The 20,461-nt window shown below is 72.8% G+C and carries 12 protein-coding genes; 6 read left to right on the top strand and 6 right to left on the bottom strand.

The features are described 5' to 3' along the window. The first annotated feature begins 87 nt into the window (after positions 1 to 87). Complete coding sequence (gene galE, locus ACZ4V6_RS00135) at positions 88 to 1,068, top strand: UDP-glucose 4-epimerase GalE (RefSeq protein WP_467821484.1); 981 nt, start codon at positions 88 to 90, stop codon at positions 1,066 to 1,068. A 205-nt stretch (positions 1,069 to 1,273) separates the two neighbouring features. Here the strand turns inward: galE and ACZ4V6_RS00130 are convergent, their stop codons facing one another. Continuing rightward, positions 1,274 to 1,906 carry a TetR/AcrR family transcriptional regulator gene (locus tag ACZ4V6_RS00130; RefSeq protein ID WP_467821483.1) on the bottom strand — a complete coding sequence of 211 codons (633 nt, stop codon included), beginning with the start codon at positions 1,904 to 1,906 and terminating at the stop codon, positions 1,274 to 1,276. 166 nt (positions 1,907 to 2,072) lie between these two features. Between ACZ4V6_RS00130 and ACZ4V6_RS00125 the strand changes: the two genes are divergently transcribed. From ACZ4V6_RS00125 to ACZ4V6_RS00110, 4 genes are all read left to right on the top strand, one after another. Further along, positions 2,073 to 3,011, top strand: coding sequence for an ABC transporter permease (locus ACZ4V6_RS00125; protein WP_467821482.1), 939 nt, complete (start codon positions 2,073 to 2,075; stop codon positions 3,009 to 3,011). Next, entirely contained in the window at positions 3,004 to 3,882 is an 879-nt protein-coding gene (locus ACZ4V6_RS00120; protein WP_467821481.1) for an ABC transporter ATP-binding protein, read from the top strand. The genes ACZ4V6_RS00125 and ACZ4V6_RS00120 overlap by 8 nt, the downstream gene beginning before the upstream one ends. A gap of 105 nt (positions 3,883 to 3,987) precedes the next feature. Continuing rightward, positions 3,988 to 6,189, top strand: a complete 2,202-nt coding sequence (locus ACZ4V6_RS00115; protein ID WP_467821480.1) for a CDP-glycerol glycerophosphotransferase family protein — start codon at positions 3,988 to 3,990, stop codon at positions 6,187 to 6,189. Then, positions 6,186 to 7,859: a glycosyltransferase family 2 protein gene (locus ACZ4V6_RS00110; protein WP_467821479.1), complete on the top strand. Its 1,674-nt coding sequence runs from the start codon at positions 6,186 to 6,188 to the stop codon at positions 7,857 to 7,859. The genes ACZ4V6_RS00115 and ACZ4V6_RS00110 overlap by 4 nt, the downstream gene beginning before the upstream one ends. Positions 7,860 to 7,901: 42 nt before the next feature. Here the strand turns inward: ACZ4V6_RS00110 and ACZ4V6_RS00105 are convergent, their stop codons facing one another. The 4 genes from ACZ4V6_RS00105 to ACZ4V6_RS00090 all read right to left on the bottom strand — a co-directional run bounded on the left by ACZ4V6_RS00105 (position 7,902) and on the right by ACZ4V6_RS00090 (position 16,428). Continuing rightward, positions 7,902 to 9,440 (bottom strand): hypothetical protein, encoded by a 1,539-nt coding sequence (locus ACZ4V6_RS00105; RefSeq protein WP_467821478.1) that lies wholly within the window; start codon positions 9,438 to 9,440, stop codon positions 7,902 to 7,904. A gap of 90 nt (positions 9,441 to 9,530) precedes the next feature. Then, complete coding sequence (locus ACZ4V6_RS00100; RefSeq protein ID WP_467821477.1) at positions 9,531 to 14,483, bottom strand: NAD-glutamate dehydrogenase; 4,953 nt, start codon at positions 14,481 to 14,483, stop codon at positions 9,531 to 9,533. Positions 14,484 to 15,181: 698 nt separating this feature from the next. Then, positions 15,182 to 15,856, bottom strand: coding sequence for an HAD family hydrolase (locus tag ACZ4V6_RS00095; protein WP_467821476.1), 675 nt, complete (start codon positions 15,854 to 15,856; stop codon positions 15,182 to 15,184). Between the two features lie 56 nt (positions 15,857 to 15,912). Beyond that, on the bottom strand, positions 15,913 to 16,428 hold the full coding sequence (locus tag ACZ4V6_RS00090) for a DUF6912 family protein (protein WP_467821475.1): 516 nt from the start codon (positions 16,426 to 16,428) through the stop codon (positions 15,913 to 15,915). Between the two features lie 570 nt (positions 16,429 to 16,998). Here ACZ4V6_RS00090 and ACZ4V6_RS00085 point away from each other — a divergent pair. Then, positions 16,999 to 17,529, top strand: a complete 531-nt coding sequence (locus tag ACZ4V6_RS00085) for an Rv3235 family protein (protein ID WP_467821474.1) — start codon at positions 16,999 to 17,001, stop codon at positions 17,527 to 17,529. 75 nt (positions 17,530 to 17,604) lie between these two features. Here the strand turns inward: ACZ4V6_RS00085 and secA are convergent, their stop codons facing one another. Next, positions 17,605 to 20,451, bottom strand: coding sequence for a preprotein translocase subunit SecA (gene secA / locus ACZ4V6_RS00080; protein ID WP_467821473.1), 2,847 nt, complete (start codon positions 20,449 to 20,451; stop codon positions 17,605 to 17,607). Positions 20,452 to 20,461 lie beyond the last annotated feature (10 nt).

Here is a 20,461-nt window from a genome sequence, read left to right as displayed (position 1 = left end):
GCGCGGGAACCGAACGACGGATCACGACCGTTGAAGCCTTCGGGAGACCGAGGCCGAGCGAGGACCACTGACGAGGGGACGGCCGCAATGACCTGGCTGATCACCGGCGGCGCCGGATACATCGGATCGCACGTCGTCCGGGCGATGACCGGGACGGGCGAGAGGACGGTGGTGTACGACGACCTGTCCTCCGGCACCGCGGAGCGCGTGCCCGACGGCGTGCCCCTGGTGGTGGGCTCGGTCCTGGACGGCGAGCGCGTCGCACGCGCCCTCGCCGACCACGCCGTCACCGGCGTCGTGCACCTCGCGGCGAAGAAGCAGGTCGGCGAGTCGGTGGACCGGCCGCTGCACTACTACCGCGAGAACGTCGAGGGCCTGCGCGTCCTGCTGGACGCGGTCACCGCGGCCGGCGTCCCCTCCTTCGTCTTCTCCTCCTCCGCGGCCGTGTACGGCATGCCCGACGTCGACCTGGTGACCGAGGAGACGCCGTGCGCGCCCATGTCGCCGTACGGGGAGACCAAGCTGGCCGGCGAGTGGCTGGTCAGGGCGACCGGGCGGGCGACGGGCCTGTCCACGGCGTCGCTGCGCTACTTCAACGTGGCGGGCGCGGCCGGCCCCGAGCTGGCCGACACCGGTGTCCACAACCTCGTCCCGATGGTCTTCGAGAAGCTCACCGAGGGCGCCGCCCCGCGCGTCTTCGGCGACGACTACGCGACGCCGGACGGCACCTGCGTCCGCGACTACATCCACGTGGTGGACCTGGCCGACGCCCACGTGGCCGCGGCCCGCGCCCTGACGGCGTCCCCGGGCCGCTCCCTCACCCTCAACATCGGCCGGGGCGAGGGCGTCTCCGTCCGGGAGATGATCGACCGCATCAACGCCCTCACCGGCCACGACCAGCCCCCCACGGTCACCCCCCGCCGCCCCGGCGACCCCGCCCGCGTGGTCGCCTCGGCCGACCGGGCCGCCGCCGAGCTGGGCTGGAAGGCCAAGTACGGCGTCGAGGACATGATCACCTCGGCATGGGAGGGCTGGGTCCGGCTGCACCCGGAGGCGGCACGGTCCTAGGCCCCGTCGCCGGGCCCCCGCCCGCCTCGTGACGCCCCGCACGCCCTCTCGCCGCACCGGGCCCTGACCCGGGTGCATCCAGCACGAGGGCCCGGGACGGGGCCCGGCCGCCCGGACGGTCACCGGACCGGGCGGCCGGGCGATCACCGGACCGGGCGGCCGGGCGGGCCCCCACGGGCGGGCCCCCGCGGGCGGGCCCACCGCCTCACAGCGCCTTGAGCCCCTCCGCCGTCGCCCGCGCCAGCGCCCCCAGGTACCCCTTCGGCAGCTTCCCGCCCCGGACGACCACCGAGCGCCAGTACAGCGGCCCCGAGATCAGGTCGAGCGCCAGGTCCGTGTCGACGCCGGCGCCGAGCTCGCCGCGCTCCCGAGCCGCCGCGAGGATCTTGCTGGCGACCCCGTCCTGGCCCTCCCGCACGGTCTTCTGCAGGGCCTCGGCGATGTCCGGATTGCGCGCCGCCTCCGCCTGGAGGTCCGGGATGACCTGCGAGGCCACCGGGTGGCGCAGGGCGCGCGACGTCACCTCGTAGAGCAGCCGCAGGTCGCCCTCCAGGGAGCCGGTGTCCGGCGCGGGCAGGCCCTGCACGGCGAGCGCGGAGACGATGTCGAGCACCAGGTGCAGCTTGGAGCGCCAGCGCCGGTACACGGCCGTCTTGCCGACCCCCGCGCGGCGCGCGATCCCCTCGATGGACATCCGGGCGTAACCGACGGCCGCGAGCTCCTCGAAGACGGCCGCCCGGATGGCCTCCGTCACGTCCTCGCGGAGCACCGCCGCCCCGGCGGGAGCGCGGCGGCGCGGGCGCGGCTGGGGTTCCTCGGCAGCGGCGTCGGTCGTCATGCGAGCCAAGCATAGAGGCGTCACGACGGGACGGTTGCGTTCCGACGTCGTCGCGCCCTACGCTCACGTCACGACGATACGGTCCCGTCCCGACGTAGATGAACGTGCGCCGCCACGCGGATGAACGCGGGGCGCCGCTCCCCCTCCCCGAGCGAAAGCCACGGATGTGAGCCAGGTCCTCGACACACCGCCCCCGACACCGGCCGGCACCGTTGCGGCCGGTGACGCCGCCGGCCACGACCTCGCGGCCCTCGCCGCCCGCCACGGCCTCTCGGCCAGCGGCGCCCGGCCGTCCCTTCCCGCGTACGTGCGCCAGTTGTGGGAGCGCCGGCACTTCATCGGCGCCTTCGCCACGGCCAAGCTGACGGCCCAGTACAGCCAGGCGAAGCTGGGCCAGGTCTGGCAGGTGATGACGCCGCTGCTGAACGCGGCGGTGTACTACTTCATCTTCGGCGTGCTGATGAACACCAAGCGGGGCGTGGACGACTACGTCCCGTTCCTGGTCACCGGCGTGTTCGTGTGGACGTTCACGCAGAGCTCGCTCATGGCGGGCACCCGGGCCGTCTCGGGCAACCTCGGTCTCGTGCGCGCCCTGCACTTCCCGCGGGCCGCGCTGCCGGTGTCGTTCTGCCTCCAGCAGCTGCAGCAGCTGCTGTTCTCGATGGCCGCCCTCGTCCTGATCCTGCTCGCCTTCGGCGTGCCGCCCGCCCTGTCCTGGGTGCTGGCCGTCCCGGCGCTGGTACTCCAGTTCGCGTTCAACGCGGGCATGTCGCTGATCATGGCCCGGGTGGGGTCCAGGATCCCCGACATGGCCCAGCTGATGCCGTTCCTGCTGCGCACCTGGATGTACGGCTCGGGCGTCATGTTCAGCATCCACCAGATGACCGGCCCGGACAGCGGCCTGCCCTCCTGGGTCGGCACCGTGCTCCAGGTCAACCCCGCGGCCGTCTACATCGACCTGATGCGTTACGCCCTGATCGACAGCTTCGGCGGGGGCATGCTGCCGGACCACGTGTGGGCGCTGGCCGTGGGCTGGGCGCTGGCCGCCGGGATCGGCGGCTTCATCTACTTCTGGAAGGCCGAGGAGACGTACGGTCGTGGCTGACACCCCCCGCACCACCCCGCAGGCGGACGAGCGCGTCCCCACCGTCGTCGTCGACGGCGTCGACATCGTCTACCGGGTCAACGGCACCGGTGCCGGACGCGGCTCCGCGACCGCCGCCCTCAACCGCATCCTGCGCCGCGGGAAGACCGAGAAGGCGGCGGGCGTGCGCCGGGTGCACGCGGTCAGGAACGTGTCCTTCACGGCGTACCGCGGCGAGGCGATCGGACTCGTCGGCACCAACGGTTCCGGCAAGTCGACCCTGCTCAAGGCGGTCGCGGGCCTCCTGCCGGTGGAGAACGGCCGCATCTTCACGGACGGCCAGCCCTCCCTGCTGGGCGTCAACGCGGCCCTGATGAACGACCTGACCGGTGAGCGCAACGTCCACCTCGGCGGCCTGGCGATGGGCATGTCCCGGACGCAGATCAAGGAGCGGTACCAGGAGATCGTCGACTTCTCCGGGATCAACGAGAAGGGCGACTTCATCACCCTGCCGATGCGCACCTACTCCTCCGGCATGGCGGCCCGGCTGCGCTTCTCCATCGCCGCCGCCAAGGACCACGACGTCCTCCTCGTCGACGAGGCGCTGGCCACCGGCGACCGCTCGTTCCAGAAGCGGTCCGAGCAGCGCATCCGGGAGCTGCGCGAGCGCGCGGGCACCGTGTTCCTGGTCAGCCACAACAACAAGTCCGTCCGCGACACCTGCGACCGGGTGCTGTGGCTGGAGCGCGGCGAGCTGCGCATGGACGGGCCGACGGACGAGGTGCTGAGGGAGTACGAGAAGTTCACCGGAGGCGGCCCGGCGAAGTCGGCGCCGAAGCCCGTCCCGAAGCCGGCGGCCGGGCCCGGGGCGGCTCCCGCGGCGGTCCCGTAAACGCCCTCTCCCCCGTACGGACCATCCGCAATCAGCCCTCTTGTCCCTTCGGTGGCACCATGGCCGGACAGGAGCGGGGGAGACGTCGGACGAAGGAGTCCCGCGATGCCCGAGACCCCCGGACTCAGCGTCGTCGTCCACGGCCCCAACGTCCAGGACCACCTGCCCGCGCTCCTCGACTCCCTGGACGCCCACCCGCTGACCGGCGTCGAGGTGATCGTCGCCGCCGTCGGCGACTGGGCCCGCGAGACCGCCGGACGGCACGCCCCCGCGTTCACCGTGGTGCCCCTGCCGGAGGGGACCGGGGACGCCGCGGCCCGTGCCGCCGGGGCGGCGCGGGCGACGGGCCGCTGGCTGCACTTCGTCCACGCCAAGGACGGGCTGCCGGCCGGCGCCCCGCGCATCGTCGCCGAGCACACCGCCGATCTCGCCGGCCCGGTGGACGTGCTGCTGTTCGACCACACCCGCAGCACCTGGCGGACCTCCGGCCTGCCCTCCCCGGACGGCCCGCGCCTCGCCCGCGCGGGCGGCGGCCCCCTCACCCTCGACGAGTGCGCCGGACTGCTGAGGCTGACCCCGCTGCTCGGCAACCGCGCCGTGCGCGCCGGCTTCTGGCGGGAGCACGAGCGCCTGCTCACCACCGACGCCGAGCCGTTCGCCGCGAACGCCGCCCTGCTGCTCGCCGACCGCGTCGCCTGCCTGCCCCACCCCGCCTTCGAGGACCGCCGGCTGCGTCCCGAGAGCCTCCCGCCCGTCCCGGCGAAGGAGCGGTACGCCCTCGTCGACCGCTACGAGACCCTCCTCGACCTCGCCGCCGGCCGCCCGGCCGTCCAGGGGGTCCTGTACGACCTCATGGTCCGCGACTGCCTGCGCGCCTTCGCCCGCGGCCGGATGCCTGAGGACGTCGCGCGGGAGTTCTTCCGCCGGGCGTCCCTGGCCGCCCGGCGCCGGCGCCCCGAGGGCCACCGGCCCCCGGCCGGCCTCGAGGGCGTACGCCGGTCGCTGCTGGAGGACGGCGCCTACCGCGCGTACCGCGCCCTGCAGAAGACCAACCGCGTGCGCCGCGGCGTGCGCTCCGCGGTGCGCACGGGCCGGCGCCGGGCCGGCACCGGGCTGCGCACCCTCCAGTACCGCAGGGCCCTGGCCGACCCGGTCGATCCCCGTCTGGCCGTCTTCTCCGCCTACTGGAACCGCGGCGTGTCCTGCAACCCGGCCGCCATCGCCGCCGAGCTCGCCGAGCTGGCCCCGGACATCCACCCGGTGTGGGTCGTCACCGCCGCGAACGCGGCCCTGCTGCCGCCCGGCACCGACCACGTCCTGCCCGGCACCCGCCGCTACTGGGAGGTGCTGGGGCGCGCCAAGTACCTCGTCAACAACGTCAACTTCCCGGACGCCGTCGTCAAGCGCCCGGACAGCGTCCACCTCCAGACCCACCACGGCACCCCGCTCAAGCACATGGGCCTGGACCAGATGCCGTACCCCGCCGCCTCCCGGGGCCTCGACTTCCGGGCCCTGCTGGACCGCGTCGACAAGTGGGACTACAGCGTCAGCGCGAACAGCCACTCCACGCGCATGTGGCAGCGGGCCTACCCGTCCCGCCACATCTCCCTGGACCACGGCTATCCGCGCAACGACGTCTACTACCGCGCGGACGCCGACGAGGTGCGCGCCGTCCGTGAACGCCTCGGCGTGGCCCCGGGCCGCAGGGCGGTCCTGTACGCGCCCACGCACCGCGACTACGAGGCCGGCTGGACCCCGCGCCTCGATCTCGCCACGCTCGCCGACCACCTCGGTGAGGAAACGATCCTCCTGGTGCGCGGCCACTACTTCTACGAGGGCTTCACCTCCCCGCTGACCGGCCTGCGCCGCACCGGCCGGATCATCGACGTCTCGTCCTACGACCCGGTCGAGGACCTGTGCCTGGCCGCCGACGTCCTGGTCACGGACTACTCGTCGATCATGTTCGACTACGCCAACCTCGATCGCCCGATCGTCATCCACGCCGACGACTGGGAGACGTACCGCACCACCCGCGGCGTCTACTTCGACCTGACGGCCGAGGCGCCCGGCCCGGTCGCCCGCAGCCAGGCGGAGCTCACCGAGATCCTCGCCACCGACGCCTGGCGCGACGAGCGCGCGACGAAGGCGCGGGCCGCCTTCCGGCGCCGCTTCTGCGAGTACGACGACGGCCGCGCCGCCGAACGCGTCGTACGCCGGGTCTTCCTCGGCGAGGACGAGCGGACGCTGCCACCGGTGGTACCGGTCTCCGAACGGACCCCGGCCCCCCGTCCGGAGGAGATCGCATGAGCACCGGGACACCCGACGTCAGCGTCACGGTCATCGTCTACAACGACGCCGCGCGCCTGCCGCGGGCCGTGGAGTCGCTGCGCCGCCAGACCCACTCCGACATCGAGATCATCATCAGCGACGACCACTCGACCGACGCGACGCCGGACGTGGCCCGGGAACTGGCGGCGCGCGACCCCCGCATCGTCTACCTCCGCCTGGACGAGAACAGCGGCGGCTGCAGCGCTCCGCGCAACCGCGCCCTGGACATCGCGCGGGCGCCGTACCTGATGTTCCTGGACAGCGACGACGAGCTGCCCGACCGCGCCGTCGAGGTCCTGCTCGCCGCCCACCGCGAACACGACCTCGACTTCGCGATGGGCGCCGTGCGGCGGGTGCGCGTGGACAACGGCCACCGCACGACGTGGATGCCGCGCCTCGTCGCCGAGCGCCGCACGCTCGACGGCGTCGAGGCCGACCCACGGCTGTTCTTCGAACACCTCGCCACCAGCAAGATGTACGCCCGCTCCTTCCTGGACCGGCACGGCCTGCGCTTTCCCGAGGGCATCCACTACGAGGACCAGCTCTTCTCGGCGCAGGCCTACTGCCTGGCGAGGAGGTTCACCATCGTCCCGGACCCGGTCTACCTCTGGTACGTGGAGCCGTACGCCGACGCGCGCACCGCCTCGATCTCCAACCAGCGCCACCGGCTGGACAACGTCCGCGACCGGGTGCACGTCCAGCGGCTCATCGACGCCTTCCTGACCGGGAGCGGCCGCGAGACGCTGCGCGAGGACAAGGACTTCAAGTTCCTCAAGCACGACTTCCGGATGTACGCCGGTGACCTGCCGTACCGGGACGAGGGGTGGCTGTCGTCCTTCGCCGACATCATGGTCCCGTACCTCGACACACTCTCCCCGGGCGCGTACGCCCGGCTGCCGCGCGCCGAGCGGGTCGTGCTCCAGCTCGTCCGCGACCGCCGCCTGTCCGACCTGCGGCACGCCGCCCGCGGTCTCGGCCAGGCCGTGGCACCGCGCCGGATCACACCGGACCCGGCCGACGGCCGCGCCTACTGGGGCGAGCGCGTCCCGGACACCGGGCGGGCCCGGCGCGAACTGGACCTGACGGACCTGGAACCGGACACCCGCCCGTTCTTCACCGCCCTGCTCCGCCACGAGATCACGGGGATCGACCGGGGTCCGGGAGCCTCCGTCGACCTGACGGTCCGCACCTACGACCCGGCACTGCGCCTGCCGGTCGGCCCCCAGCGCGCCGCCCTCCACCTCTCCCCCGGCCACCGGCGTCTCACCGTCGCCTTCCGTCTCTCCCCCGTCCGCCCCGGCGTCTTCGAGGGGCGGGTCCGCCTGGACCTGGCGACCGCGCGGCTTCCCCTGCACGGCTTCGAGGGCGTGCGGCACCCCGTGCTCCGCCTGCGTCACCAGGGACAGACCCACACGGGCATCCTCCTGGCCCCGCTGTCCTTCCCGTCCCTCACCGCCCGCGTCCCCTACCGCGCCGGCCTGGCCCCCCACCGGGTGACCGTGGAACCGGAAGGCCACGACCCGGGCCGCCTCCAGCTCCGCTGGCAGCCGGTGGGCCCGACGGCCACCGTGCTCGCCCCGGCCGCCCGCCACCTGGCGGGCCCCCGCCTGGGACGAGCCCGGAAACTGGCCACCGCCGTCCTGCGCTGACCCGCCCCGGCCCACAGCGCACGCGCACCCGCCCGCCCCCTCTCACCGCGCCCCCGGGCCCTCCGCCTCCACCACCGCGTACAGCACCTGCCCCCCGGGGCCCCGCTCCACGACCCGCAGCCCCGCGGCCCCGCTCAGCCCGTCCCCCCGGTCCACCACCCACCGCACCCCGTACGCCCGCACGATCCCCCGCCGCGCCCCCTCCCCCGTCCCCGGCGCGAAGTACCTCCGCACCGCCGCCATCCGCTCCCCCTCGTCCCCCAGGAAGAAGTCGGGATACCCGGGAGCCACGGTGTACGCCCCGTACGCCGGGATCTGCCGGGACGGAGACCTCCGCGCCATCACCACGTCCCCGTACCCCACCCACGGCGTGATCCAGTGGTACCCGGCCCACGGTTCCCGGTATTTCTCCGCGACCGCCTCCGGCAGCACCCCCCGCCCGGCCACGTACCCGAGCGTCCCCGCCTGCGTCCACGCCCCCACCGCGAGCGCCGCCCCGAGCGCGCACGCCCACCCCGCCCGCACCGCCCGCCGCCCCGCCTCCACCGCCTCCAGCCCCGCCGCCACCTGCGCCGGGATCAGCGCGGCGGGCAGCGCCCGCCCCCACGACCAGTGCCCGCTCGCCCCGCCCGCCGCGAACACCACCGTCCCCAGCGCGAAGAACAGCACCAGGGCGTCCCGCCGGTCGCGCCGCCACCGGGCGCCCAGCGCCGCCACCCCGAGCAGCACCAGCCAGTACCGCCCGGCCAGGTCCCGGTACAGCGACCGGTGCACCGCCTCCAGCCCGTCCCTGGCACCGAGCAGCGCGAAGAAGTCGTAGTACGGCCATCCCCACAGCACCACCACCCCCGCCGCGAGCCCGGCCCCCAGCCGCGCCCACACCCGCCGTCCGCACCGCGCCGCCGCCACCGTGGCGAGGGCGCCCAGCGAGGCGACGACCCCGGAGAACTGGTGACAGAGCAGGACGACCGCCCACAGCACGCCGAGTGCCGCCCAGACCCCCCACCCGGCCGGCCCGCCGTCACCCGCGTCGCGCACCGCCCGCGCCAGCCGGGCCCAGAGGTGGAAGGCGAGGGCGAGGGCGAGGACGCTCGGGTACGCCACCGTCAGCGCGAGGGAGTCGAGGCCGAGGAAGCCGCTCCAGGTGAACAGGGTGGTCCCCCACAGGAACACCAGGCACAGCAGCACGAGCGCGGGCGCGGCCGGTCGCGCGCTCAGCGTGCGGACGTACCGCCGCACACCCGTCACCAGGAGTCCCAGTGCCACCAGCGCACCGAGCCGCAGCACCACGAAGACCGACAGCCCGCTCACCCGTGCGACGCAGCCGAGCACCACCGTCCACGGCGAGTAGTACGGGCTCGGCGTGTCCGCGTCGACCAGCGGGTTGCCGGGGTGGAGGAGGCCGTGCCGCAGGCGTTCGACGGTGGCCGCGTGCATGCCGAGGTCACCGACCCAGGGCAGTCGGCGGACCACGAGGAGCAGCAGGAGGAGGACGAGTGCGGCGGCCGCCCAGGAGACGGCCGCCGGGACGGCCCTCGCTCGCGGCAGCGCGGCACGCGTCGTCCCGGAGCACCCAGTCACCCGGCCACCTTATCCGGCATATCACCACAGGCCGGACATGAAGACGCCCCCGGGTCCACCGACCCGGGGGCGCCCGACGCGGCTAGGCCGTCACGAGTGCGACCGCAGCAGCGTCCGCATCGTCCGCATCGCCACCGACAGGTTGGAGAGGTCGAAGGCGTCCGAGCCCTTGATCTCCTCCAGCGTGGTGCGGGCCCGGCTGAGGATCGCCGCGTTCTTCTGCTCCCACAGCTCGAACCGCTGCTCGGGCGTCGACGTGCCGTCGCCCGCCGCCAGCACGTCCGCGGTGAGCGCCGCGTGCGCCGCGTACAGGTCCTCGCGGATCGCCGCGCGGGCCATGGACTGCCAGCGGTCGGCGCGGGGCAGGTCGCTGATCCGGTCCATCAGCTGGGTGATGCCCAGCCGGTCGGCGACGTCGTAGTACACCTCGGCGACGTCCAGCGGCTCCTTGCCCATGCGGTCGGCCACCGAGACGATGTCCAGCGTCGGGAAGGCCGAGGAGAACCCGGCCACCCGGGTGGCCGGCTCGTCCGGGACACCGGCGGCGGTCAGCTCGTCGTAGATGTGCTGGTACCACTCCGCGTCCGCGCCCCGCAGCAGCTTGGGCAGCTGCGCCCAGACCTGCTCGACGCGCTCGGCGAAGAAGTCCATCGTCTCGGCGAGCTCCAGCGGCTGCGGCCGGTTGTTGAGCAGCCAGCGCGTGCCGCGCTCGACCAGCCGGCGCGAGTGCAGCCGGATGCGGGTCTGGACGGCGGCCTCGACCTTGTTGTCCAGTTCCTCCACCGCGTCCCACACCGGGGAGGCGCGGAAGATCGCCCGGGCCGCGGTCTGCGCCCGCACGATCTCCTCCAGCGACGCGCCGGTCTCCTCGCGCATCCGGTGCAGGTACGTCGTGCCGCCCGTGTTGACCGTGTCGTTGACCAGGACCGTCGTCGTGATCTCACGGCGCAGCGGGTGACTGTCGACCTGGTCGGGGAACTGCTCGCGCAGCGCCGTCGGGAAGTAGGCGTGCAGCAGACCCTTCAGGTACGGGTCGTCGGGCAGCGAGGTGTGCAGCAGCTCCTCGGCGACCGTGATCTTCGTGTACGCCAGCAGGACGGCGGTCTCCGGGCCGGTCAGGCCCTGCCCGGCGTTCAGGCGTTCGCGGATCTGGCGGTCGGTGGGCAGGAACTCCAGGGACCGGTCCAGGCTGCCTTCGCGCACCAGGTGGCGCATGAAGCGCTGCTGGGCGTTGAGCATGTCGTTGGACTGGGCGAGCGCGTTGGCGATCGCCGTGTTCTGCGCGTAGTTGTTGCGCAGGACCAGCGCGCCGACCTCGTCGGTCATCTCGGCGAGCAGCTTGTTGCGCTGCTTGACGGTCATGTCGCCGTCCTTGACGAGACCGTTCAGCAGGATCTTGATGTTCACCTCGTGGTCGGAGGTGTCCACGCCCGCGCTGTTGTCGATGGCGTCCGTGTTGATCTTGCCGCCGGTGCGGGCGAACTCGATCCGGCCCAGCTGGGTCAGGCCCAGGTTGCCGCCCTCGCCGACGACCCGGACCCGCAGGTCGCCGCCGTCGACGCGGATGGCGTCGTTGGCCTTGTCGCCGACGTCGCCGTTGGACTCGGTGGACGCCTTGACGTACGTACCGATGCCGCCGTTCCACAGCAGGTCCACCGGGGCCGTGAGGATGGCCCTCATCAGCTCGGCCGGGGTCATCTTGGTGATGCCGGCCTCGATGCCGAGGGCCTCGCGGATGTGCGCGTTCAGCGGGATGGACTTGGCCGTGCGCGGGAAGACGCCGCCGCCGGCCGAGAGCAGCGAGGTGTCGTAGTCCTCCCACGACGAGCGCGGCAGGTCGAACAGGCGGCGGCGCTCGGCGTACGAGACGGCCGCGTCCGGCGTCGGGTCGATGAAGATGTGCCGGTGGTCGAAGGCGGCGACCAGGCGGATGTGCTCGCTGAGCAGCATGCCGTTGCCGAACACGTCACCGGACATGTCGCCGATGCCGACGACCGTGAAGTCCTGGCTCTGGGTGTCCACGCCCAGCTCCCGGAAGTGCCGCTTGACGGACTCCCAGGCGCCGCGGGCGGTGATGCCCATGCCCTTGTGGTCGTAGCCGGCCGAGCCGCCGGAGGCGAAGGCGTCGCCGAGCCAGAAGTTGTAGGACTCGGCGACCTCGTTGGCGATGTCCGAGAACTTCGCGGTGCCCTTGTCGGCGGCGACGACGAGGTAGGTGTCGTCCTCGTCGTGCCGGACGACGTCCGCGGGGTGCACGACCTCGCCGGCCACCATGTTGTCGGTGATGTCGAGCAGCGCCGAGATGAAGGTGCGGTAGCTGGAGATGCCCTCGGCCAGCCAGGCGTCGCGGTCCACGTTCGGGTCGGGCAGCTGCTTGGCGACGAAGCCGCCCTTGGCGCCGACCGGCACGATGACGGTGTTCTTCACCATCTGCGCCTTGACCAGGCCGAGGATCTCGGTGCGGAAGTCCTCCCGGCGGTCGGACCAGCGCAGACCGCCGCGCGCGACCTTGCCGAAGCGCAGGTGCACGCCCTCGACGCGCGGCGAGTACACCCAGATCTCGAACGCCGGGCGCGGCGCGGGCAGGTCGGGGATGGCCTGCGGGTCGAACTTCATGGAGACGTAGTCGTGCGGCTCGCCGCCGCTCGTCCGCTGGAAGAAGTTCGTCCGCAGCGTCGCCTTGATGACGGTGAGGAAGGACCGCAGGATCCGGTCCTCGTCGAGCGACGCCACCTGGTCGAGGGCCGCGTCGAGCTCTTCGAGCAGGGCGTCCACGATCTCGCGCCCGGCGCGCTGCCGCTCCGGGGACATCCGCGCCTCGAACAGGGAGACGAGGAGACGGGTGGTGTGGACGTTGTTGCGGAGGGTGTCCTCCATGTAGTCCTGGCTGAAGGTGGAGCCCGCCTGCCGCAGGTACTTGGCGTACGCGCGCAGCACCATGGCCTGCCGCCAGGTCAGCCCGGTGCTGAGCACGAGGGCGTTGAAGCCGTCGTTCTCCGCCTGGCCGGTCCAGGTGGCGGCGAAGGCGTCCTGGAACCGCTCGCGCGCGTCGTCGCCGAGGTACTCGCCGGCGACGGCCTTCGGCATGCGCAGGCCGAAGTCGTAGATCCAGGCCGTCGTACGGTCCGCGCAGCGCAGCTCGTACGGGCGCTCGTCGGTGACCTCGACGCCGAGCCGGCTGAGCACCGGCAGCACCTGCGAGAGGGAGACCGAGCCGCCCTTCTGGAAGATCTTGAACCGGCGCTCCTCGGGCACCGCACCCACCGGCTCGTACAGGCTCAGCGCGAACGTCCGGTCCTGGTCGAGCCGCTCCAGGTGACCGAGGTCGGCCACCGCGGAGCGCGGGCCGTGGTCGGCCTTGTAGCCCTCGGGGAAGGCCGACCCGTAGCGGCGCATGAGCTCCGCGGAGCGCTCCTCGCCGAACTCGGCGGTCAGCGCCTCGGCGAATCCGTCGGCCCAGGAGCGGGCGGCCTCGACGAGGCGGGCCTCGATGCGCTCCTTGTCGGCGTCGGACAGCTCCGGCAGCTCGGTGCCCTGGGGCACGCGGACCACGAAGTGCAGCCGGGACAGGATCGACTCGGTGTTCCAGGCCGTGAAGTCGACGCTGGTGCCGCCGAGCTCCTCCTTCAGGATGTCGATGATCCGCAGCCGGACACCGGTGGTGTAGCGGTCGCGGGGGAGGTAGACGAGGGCCGAGTAGTAGCGGCCGTACTCGTCCTGGCGCAGGTAGAGCCTGAGGCGGCGCCGCTCCTGGAGGTAGAGCACGGACGTGACGATGGGCTCCAGCTCCTCGACCGAGGTCTGGAACATCTCGTCGCGCGGGTAGGTCTCCAGGATCTGGAGCAGGTCCCGCCCGTCGTGGCTGTTGGGCGAGAAGCCGGCCCGCTCCAGCACCTCCTCCACCTTGCGCCGGATGACCGGCACGCGGCGGACGGACTCGGTGTAGGCGGCGGAGGAGAACAGGCCGAGGAAGCGCCGCTCACCGACGACGTTGCCCTGCTCGTCGAACTTCTTGACGCCGATGTAGTCCAGGTAGGACGGCCGGTGCACGGTGGCCCGGCTGTTGGCCTTGGTCAGCACGAGCAGCCGGTGCTCGCGGGCCTTGGCGCGGGCGTCGGCCGGCAGCCGCTCGAAGGACGGGCTGACGGGGTGGCTCTCGTCGGTCGCGTGGTGCGGGTCGGAGCGCAGGATGCCGAGCCCGGTGCCGGGCACGGCCGCGAGGGAGTCGTCGCCGCGCAGCTGGTACTCGCGGTAGCCCAGGAAGGTGAAGTGGTCGTCCGCCAGCCAGCGCAGCAGCTCGCGGGCCTCCTCCACCTCCTGCGGGCTCAGGTCGCCGGGGGCGGGCTCGGCCGGCAGCCCCTCGGCGATGCGGACGGCCGCGTCGCGCATCTTGCCCCAGTCCTCGACGGTCTCGCGGACGTCGTTGAGGACGCGGAGCAGGTCGGCGGTGATCTGCTTCAGGTCGCCGCGGTCGGTCTCGCGGTCGATCTCCACGTGGATCCAGGACTCGACGTGCGCGTCGTGCGGCAGGCCGTCGGCGGGCGGGCCGGGGAGGACCTCGACGAGCTTGCCCGTGACGTCGCGGCGGACCACGAACTGGGGGTGGACGACGACGTGGATGCCGCGGCCCTGGCGGGTCAGCTCGTTGGTCACGGAGTCGACGAGGAAGGGCATGTCGTCCGTGACCACCTCCACGACGGAGTGGCTGCACGTCCAGCCGTTCTCCTCCACCGTCGGGGTGTGGACCCGCACGTTCGCGGTGCCCTGCGGACGGTTCTCGGCCAGCCGGTAGTGCGAGACGGCGGCTCCGAAGACGTCGACCGGGTCGCGGTCGGTCAGGTCCTCCGGGGCGGTGTGCCGGTAGTAGCGCCGAAGGAACGCGAACACGGACGCGTGGTCCGGGGTGCCCTGGATCCCCGGGGTGTCCGGGGTGCCCTCGTCCGTCGTCCCAGTCGGTAGGTGCCCCCCGACCGGGCTGTTCTCAGCTACCCGCGCGGCCCTCTCGAGCAGCTCGGCCTTGGCTTCGTCCAGCTTGGTCTGCATTGTCCTCTGGCTCCTGTCGCGCGCCGTTGCGTGACGTAGAAGGAAGTACGGTCTCCGGCCTTCCGGTGTGACGTCGGGACCCGGGGTGTCCGGTCCGTTCCGACGGTATGCCGCAAGGCGAGAGGAGCGGGGGCATATCGGCCGATGTCGACGCGCTCGCCGGGTGTGATGTCGCTCTCGCGGTCACCGTCCGGGGAGTGCGCGGCGTCGTACCGGGGGCTCTCGACGCCCCGCCCCGCCCGCGAAGAAGACCAGCGACCGCCGCCCGGTCACGGATGTGGTCCGTGCTCACCGGGCGCAGGGCAGGGGCGCCGGTGCCCCCGCGAGCTATCGCGCTGATCACGCCACAAGGCTATCGCCCCCGGCAGGGCATCCGTCACGAGCCGCATGTGTACAAAACAGAGCCGATGACTTGGACGTTCTGCACAGTCATGACGCCACGACGCCCCCCACCGCCGAGCCGCCGCGGCTGCCCGCAGCCGCCGTGCCGACGTGGCCGCGGCCAGTCGCGCCTCCCCCGGCGCATGAACGGCCTGGGGTACCCCCGGGGGGCGGCACGGGTGGGCGCCGGGGGTCACCCCCTCCGGGGGAAGCACCCCGTCAGCGCCGGGCCACGCGGCCCGCCCGCCCGGCCGGCACCCGCACCGGGCACCCCTCGTCCGAGGGCACCACGGCGGACCCCCGGCCCCCTCGAGAACTCACGCCGCCGTCGCCAGCCGCTCCGCCTCCGCCACGGCCTCCCCCAGCGTGTCCACCACCGGCACCCCCACCCCCACGAGACTGGCCCGGCTGTGCGACCCCCCGGTGTACAGCACCGCCCGCGCCCCCACGTGCCGCGCGGCCACCGCGTCGTCCGCGGCGTCCCCGATCACCACCGTCCGGGCGGGCTCCACCACCGGTCCCAGCGCGGCGAGATGCCGCACCATGTGCTCGGCCTTGCTGCCCCCGGAGGGCCCGGTCCGCCCGTCGACGCGCATGAAGTGCGCCTCGATCCCGAGCCCCCTGACCAACGGGACGAGCTCCTCGTGCCCGTACATGCTGAGGATCGACTGGCTGCGCCCCGCCGCCCGCCACCCGGCGAGCAGCTCCGCCGCGCCCGCGGTGAGCCCGCACCGCACCCGGTGCTCGGTGTAGTACCGGTGGAAGGCCGCGTCCATGACCTCCCACTCGGCGTCCGTGGGCAGCCGTCCCATCAGCCGCTCGTAGAACTTCGGCACCGGCACGCAGTACAGCGCCCGGTACTGCTCGAGCGTGATCGGCCTCAGCCCGAACTCGGCGAACGCCGCGTTCGTCGCCCCGATGATGGCGTCGTTGTCGTGGAACAGCGTGCCGTTCCAGTCCCAGACGATGTGCGCCCCTGTCCGTGTCCCCATGCCGGAGAACGTACCCGTCGCCGCTGACGGTCAAGACGGCCGGCGAAGGCCGCCGGTCAGCCGCCGGACCCGACCAGGTTCGGGATCTCCTGCGTCGCGTACCAGAGGAGCTCGTGGTCCTCCGCCCCGTCCACGACGAACTGGGCGTCGTCGTCCCCGCCGTCCGCCGCCGCGAGGGCCTCGGCCGCGGCGGCCACGTCCGGCTCCGCGTCGGCGGAGTCCACGTGCACCGCGGCCGCCTTGGCCAGCGGCACGGCCCCGTCGACCCGCACCTCGCCCAGCGCCGCCGGACCGGCCCCCCGGTCCGGGCCGGCCGACGCCGCGCCGTCGGGTACGTCGGCCGCGACCACGACCCGGCGCCGCGCGGCCCCGGCGTCCGCCGCCAGCAGCCGCAGCGAGGCCAGCGCGGCCCGGCTCAGGGCGGCGTACTCCAGCTCCTCGATGTCGTCCGAGAGGACCCACTCGCGGAGCGCCGGCGTGACGGCGTAGGCGACGAGCGGCCCTGCCCCCAGGTGCCCCGTCCTGTGCGCCTCGGCGAGACCGGAGAGGGTCAGGGGGACGTAGACACGCATGACGGGCCGCTTTCGTGGTCGGGAACCGGCAGAACAGGAACCGGTGGCCGGGAACCGGCCGGTGGTCCGCCGGAGGGCCTTCAGGATACGTGCGGTGTCCCCTTTCGGGCGCCCGCCGAGCGTGCCGCACACGTCCACTTCCGTCCCCGGAACTCACCCGGTACGTCCGCCCCGTTCCGGCCGTTCCCATGGCCCCGGCCACTCGGATAGGTGAACCTCCCGGCCACCCCGGCCCGGCCCTCCGTCTCCTTGCCGTCCCCGCCCGCCACCCCGTACAAGATCCCCGACCACGAAGTTACCGCCCGGTACTATCCGGGTCACCGAACGGGGAACCCCATGCAGCCCACACCGACCGTGCCGCCCCTGCGCAAGGTCATGACCAGGACCCGCCCGGCCTCCCGCACGCCCGTGCCCGGTGCCGCCGTCGCCCCGCCGCCCCGTCCGGCGGGCGGCGTACCGCCCCGCAGGCCCGGCGGGAGCGGCGTGCGGACCGCGGCGCCGGGCGGACGGCCTCCGGGCTCTCCGAGCCGGTCCGCGCGCGCCCGCACGAGGCCGGCCGACAACCGCCCGGTGACAGCCCGCCCGGGCGGCACGGCGAGGGCGAACGCACGCGCGGCCGCCACCGCCCCCGTCCCGGACCGCGTCTCGGCCGCCGCCCGCCGGATCGCCGCACCCGCCCGGACCCCGTCCACCACGGCCGTCCCGACGGCCTCCGCCGCCCCGGTCGTCCCCGCCCAGGTCCCCCGCCGGCCCGTCCCGCAGCTCCGTCCCACCGATCACTTCGCGGAGCTCCTCCTCGACGTGCTCAGCGGTCGGCGTCCCGTGCACTCGATGCTCCGGCACACCGCCGGCCGCGCCTACGACGAACTGGCCAGGCTCGCCGAACGCGGCCCGCTGCGCACCCGCGGCACCCTCCCCGTCGTCCGCGACATCGGCTACTACGAGGCACGGCCGGGCGCGCTGGAGGTCTTCGCCCGCATCGGCGCGGGCGACCAGCTGCGCGCCATGGCCTTCCGCCTGGAGCAGGGCCAGGACCTGCGCTGGCGCTGCACCGCCGTGGAACTGGGCGGCCGCCGCGGGCCGCGGACGGAAGACGCCTGACCGCGGGCACGGGCACCGGACAGGCCGAAGGGCCGGGCCCCCCAGGGGTGCCCGGCCCTTCCCACCGCCGCGGCGTCACTTCTTGCGGCGCCGCCCGCCCTTGGCCTGCTTGCGGCGCTCCGCGCGCGTGAGGCCGTCGGACGGGGTCCGCGCGGGCTCCTCGTCGGTGGTGAAGTCGCCCTCGATGACACCGCCCTCGCCGTCCACGGTCGGGGCGGAGAAGTGGAGGTCCCGGCGCTGCGGCGCGTCGAGTCCCTTGGCGCGGATCTCCGGGCGCGCACCGGCCTGGGCCGGCACGACGTCCTGCGGGGCCTTCTCCAGCGAGGGGGCGGCGGCCTCGACGGGAACCTCCTCGACCTGCTGCTCGACCTGGACCTCCAGGTTGAACAGGTAGCCGACGGACTCCTCCTTGATGCCGTCCATCATGGCCTGGAACATGTCGAAGCCCTCGCGCTGGTACTCGACCAGCGGGTCCTTCTGCGCCATCGCGCGCAGGCCGATGCCCTCCTGGAGGTAGTCCATCTCGTAGAGGTGCTCGCGCCACTTGCGGTCCAGGACCGAGAGCACGACCCGGCGCTCCAGCTCGCGCATGATCTCGGAGCCGAGCTGCGCCTCCCGCGCCTCGTACTGCTCCCGGATGTCGTCCTTGATGGACTCGGCGATGAACTCGGCGGTCAGCCCGGCCCGGTCACCGGCCGTCTCCTCCAGCTCCTCGACGCTGACCTTCACCGGGTAGAGCTGCTTGAAGGCGCCCCACAGACGGTCGAGGTCCCAGTCCTCGGGGAAGCCCTCGGCGGTCTCGGCCTGGACGTAGGCGTCGATCGTGTCGTTCATGAAGTGGTGGATCTGCTCCTGCAGGTCCTCGCCCTCCAGGACACGGCGCCGCTCGCCGTAGATGACCTCGCGCTGCCGGTTGAGCACCTCGTCGTACTTCAGGACGTTCTTACGGGTCTCGAAGTTCTGCGTCTCGACCTGCGACTGGGCCGACGCGATCGCGCGGGTGACCATCTTGTTCTCGATCGGCACGTCGTCCGGGACGTTGGCCATCGCCATGACGCGCTCGACCATCTGGGCCTTGAACAGGCGCATCAGGTCGTCGCCCAGGGAGAGGTAGAACCGGGACTCACCCGGGTCGCCCTGGCGGCCGCTGCGACCGCGCAGCTGGTTGTCGATGCGCCGCGACTCGTGCCGCTCGGTGCCCAGCACGTAGAGGCCGCCGAGCTTCTCGACCTCCTCCTTCTCGGCCCTGACCGCCTGCTCGGCCCGCTCCAGGGCGGCGGGCAGGGCCGCGGCCCACTCCTCGATGTGCTCCTCGGGGTCGAGGCCCCGCTGGCGCAGCTCCGCCTCGGCGAGGTCCTCGGGGTTGCCGCCGAGCTTGATGTCCGTACCGCGGCCGGCCATGTTCGTCGCCACCGTGACGGCGCCCTTGCGGCCCGCCTGGGCGACGATCGACGCCTCGCGCTCGTGGTGCTTGGCGTTGAGGACCTCGTGCTGGATGCCGCGCTTGCTGAGCTGCTGCGAGAGGTACTCGGACTTCTCGACCGAGGTGGTGCCGACGAGGATCGGCTGGCCCTTCTCGTGCTTCTCGGCGATGTCGTCGACGACCGCCTCGAACTTGGCGACCTCGGTGCGGTAGATCAGGTCCGACTGGTCCTTGCGGACCATCGGCCGGTTGGTGGGGATGGGCACCACGCCGAGCTTGTAGATCTGGTGGAACTCGGCGGCCTCCGTCATCGCCGTACCGGTCATGCCGGACAGACCGGGGAGCTCCTTGCCGTTGTGGTCGTGGCGCTTGTAGAGGCGGAAGAAGTTCTGGAGGGTGATCGTGGCGAGCGTCTGGTTCTCGTCCTTGATGTCCACCCCTTCCTTCGCCTCGATCGCCTGGTGCATGCCCTCGTTGTAGCGGCGGCCGGCGAGGATACGTCCGGTGTGCTCGTCGACGATCATGACCTCGCCGTCGAGGACGACGTAGTCCTTGTCCTTCTTGAAGAGTTCCTTGGCCTTGATGGCGTTGTTCAGATAACCCACGAGCGGGGTGTTCACCGACTCGTAGAGGTTGTCGATGCCCAGCCAGTCCTCGACCTTGCTGACGCCGGACTCGTGGATGGCGACCGTGCGCTTCTTCTCGTCGACCTCGTAGTCGCCGGTCTCCTCGATGCCCTTGAGCGGGTTGCCCGGCTCACCCTTCTTCAGGCGCGTGACCAGCTTGGCGAAGTCCGCGTACCACTTGGTGGCCTGGTCGGCCGGACCGGAGATGATCAGCGGCGTACGGGCCTCGTCGACGAGGATGGAGTCGACCTCGTCGACGATCGCGAAGTTGTGGCCGCGCTGGACGAGTTCGTCCTTGGACCACGCCATGTTGTCGCGCAGGTAGTCGAAGCCGAACTCGTTGTTCGTGCCGTAGGTGATGTCGCAGGCGTACATCTCGCGCCGCTGGGCCGGCGTCTGGCTGGCGAGGATGCAGCCGACCTCGAGCCCGAGGAACTTGTGGACGCGGCCCATCATCTCGGAGTCGCGCTCGGCCAGGTAGTCGTTGACCGTGACGATGTGGACGCCCTCGCCGGAAAGGGCGTTCAGATAGGCGGGCAGCGTGCCGACCAGGGTCTTGCCCTCGCCGGTCTTCATCTCCGCCACGTACCCCAGGTGCAGGGCGGCGCCGCCCATGATCTGCACGTCGTAGTGGCGCTGGCCGAGGACGCGCTTCGCGGCCTCGCGGACGGTGGCGAAGGCTTCCGGCAGCAGATCGTCCAGGCTCTCACCGTCGGCGTAGCGCTGCTTGTACTCATCGGTGAGGGCCCGCAGCTCGGCGTCGGAGAGGTCGACGAAGTCCTCTTCGATGGAGTTGACCTGGTCCGCGATGCGGTGCAGCTTGCGCAGGATCTTGCCTTCGCCTGCACGCATGATCTTCGAGAGGACGGACACGGGGGTTGGT

It is taken from the genome of Streptomyces sp. NPDC029152, from assembly GCF_055564355.1.
The sequence above is the reverse complement of the archived record's forward strand: the minus strand, read 5'-3'. Positions and strand labels throughout refer to the sequence as shown.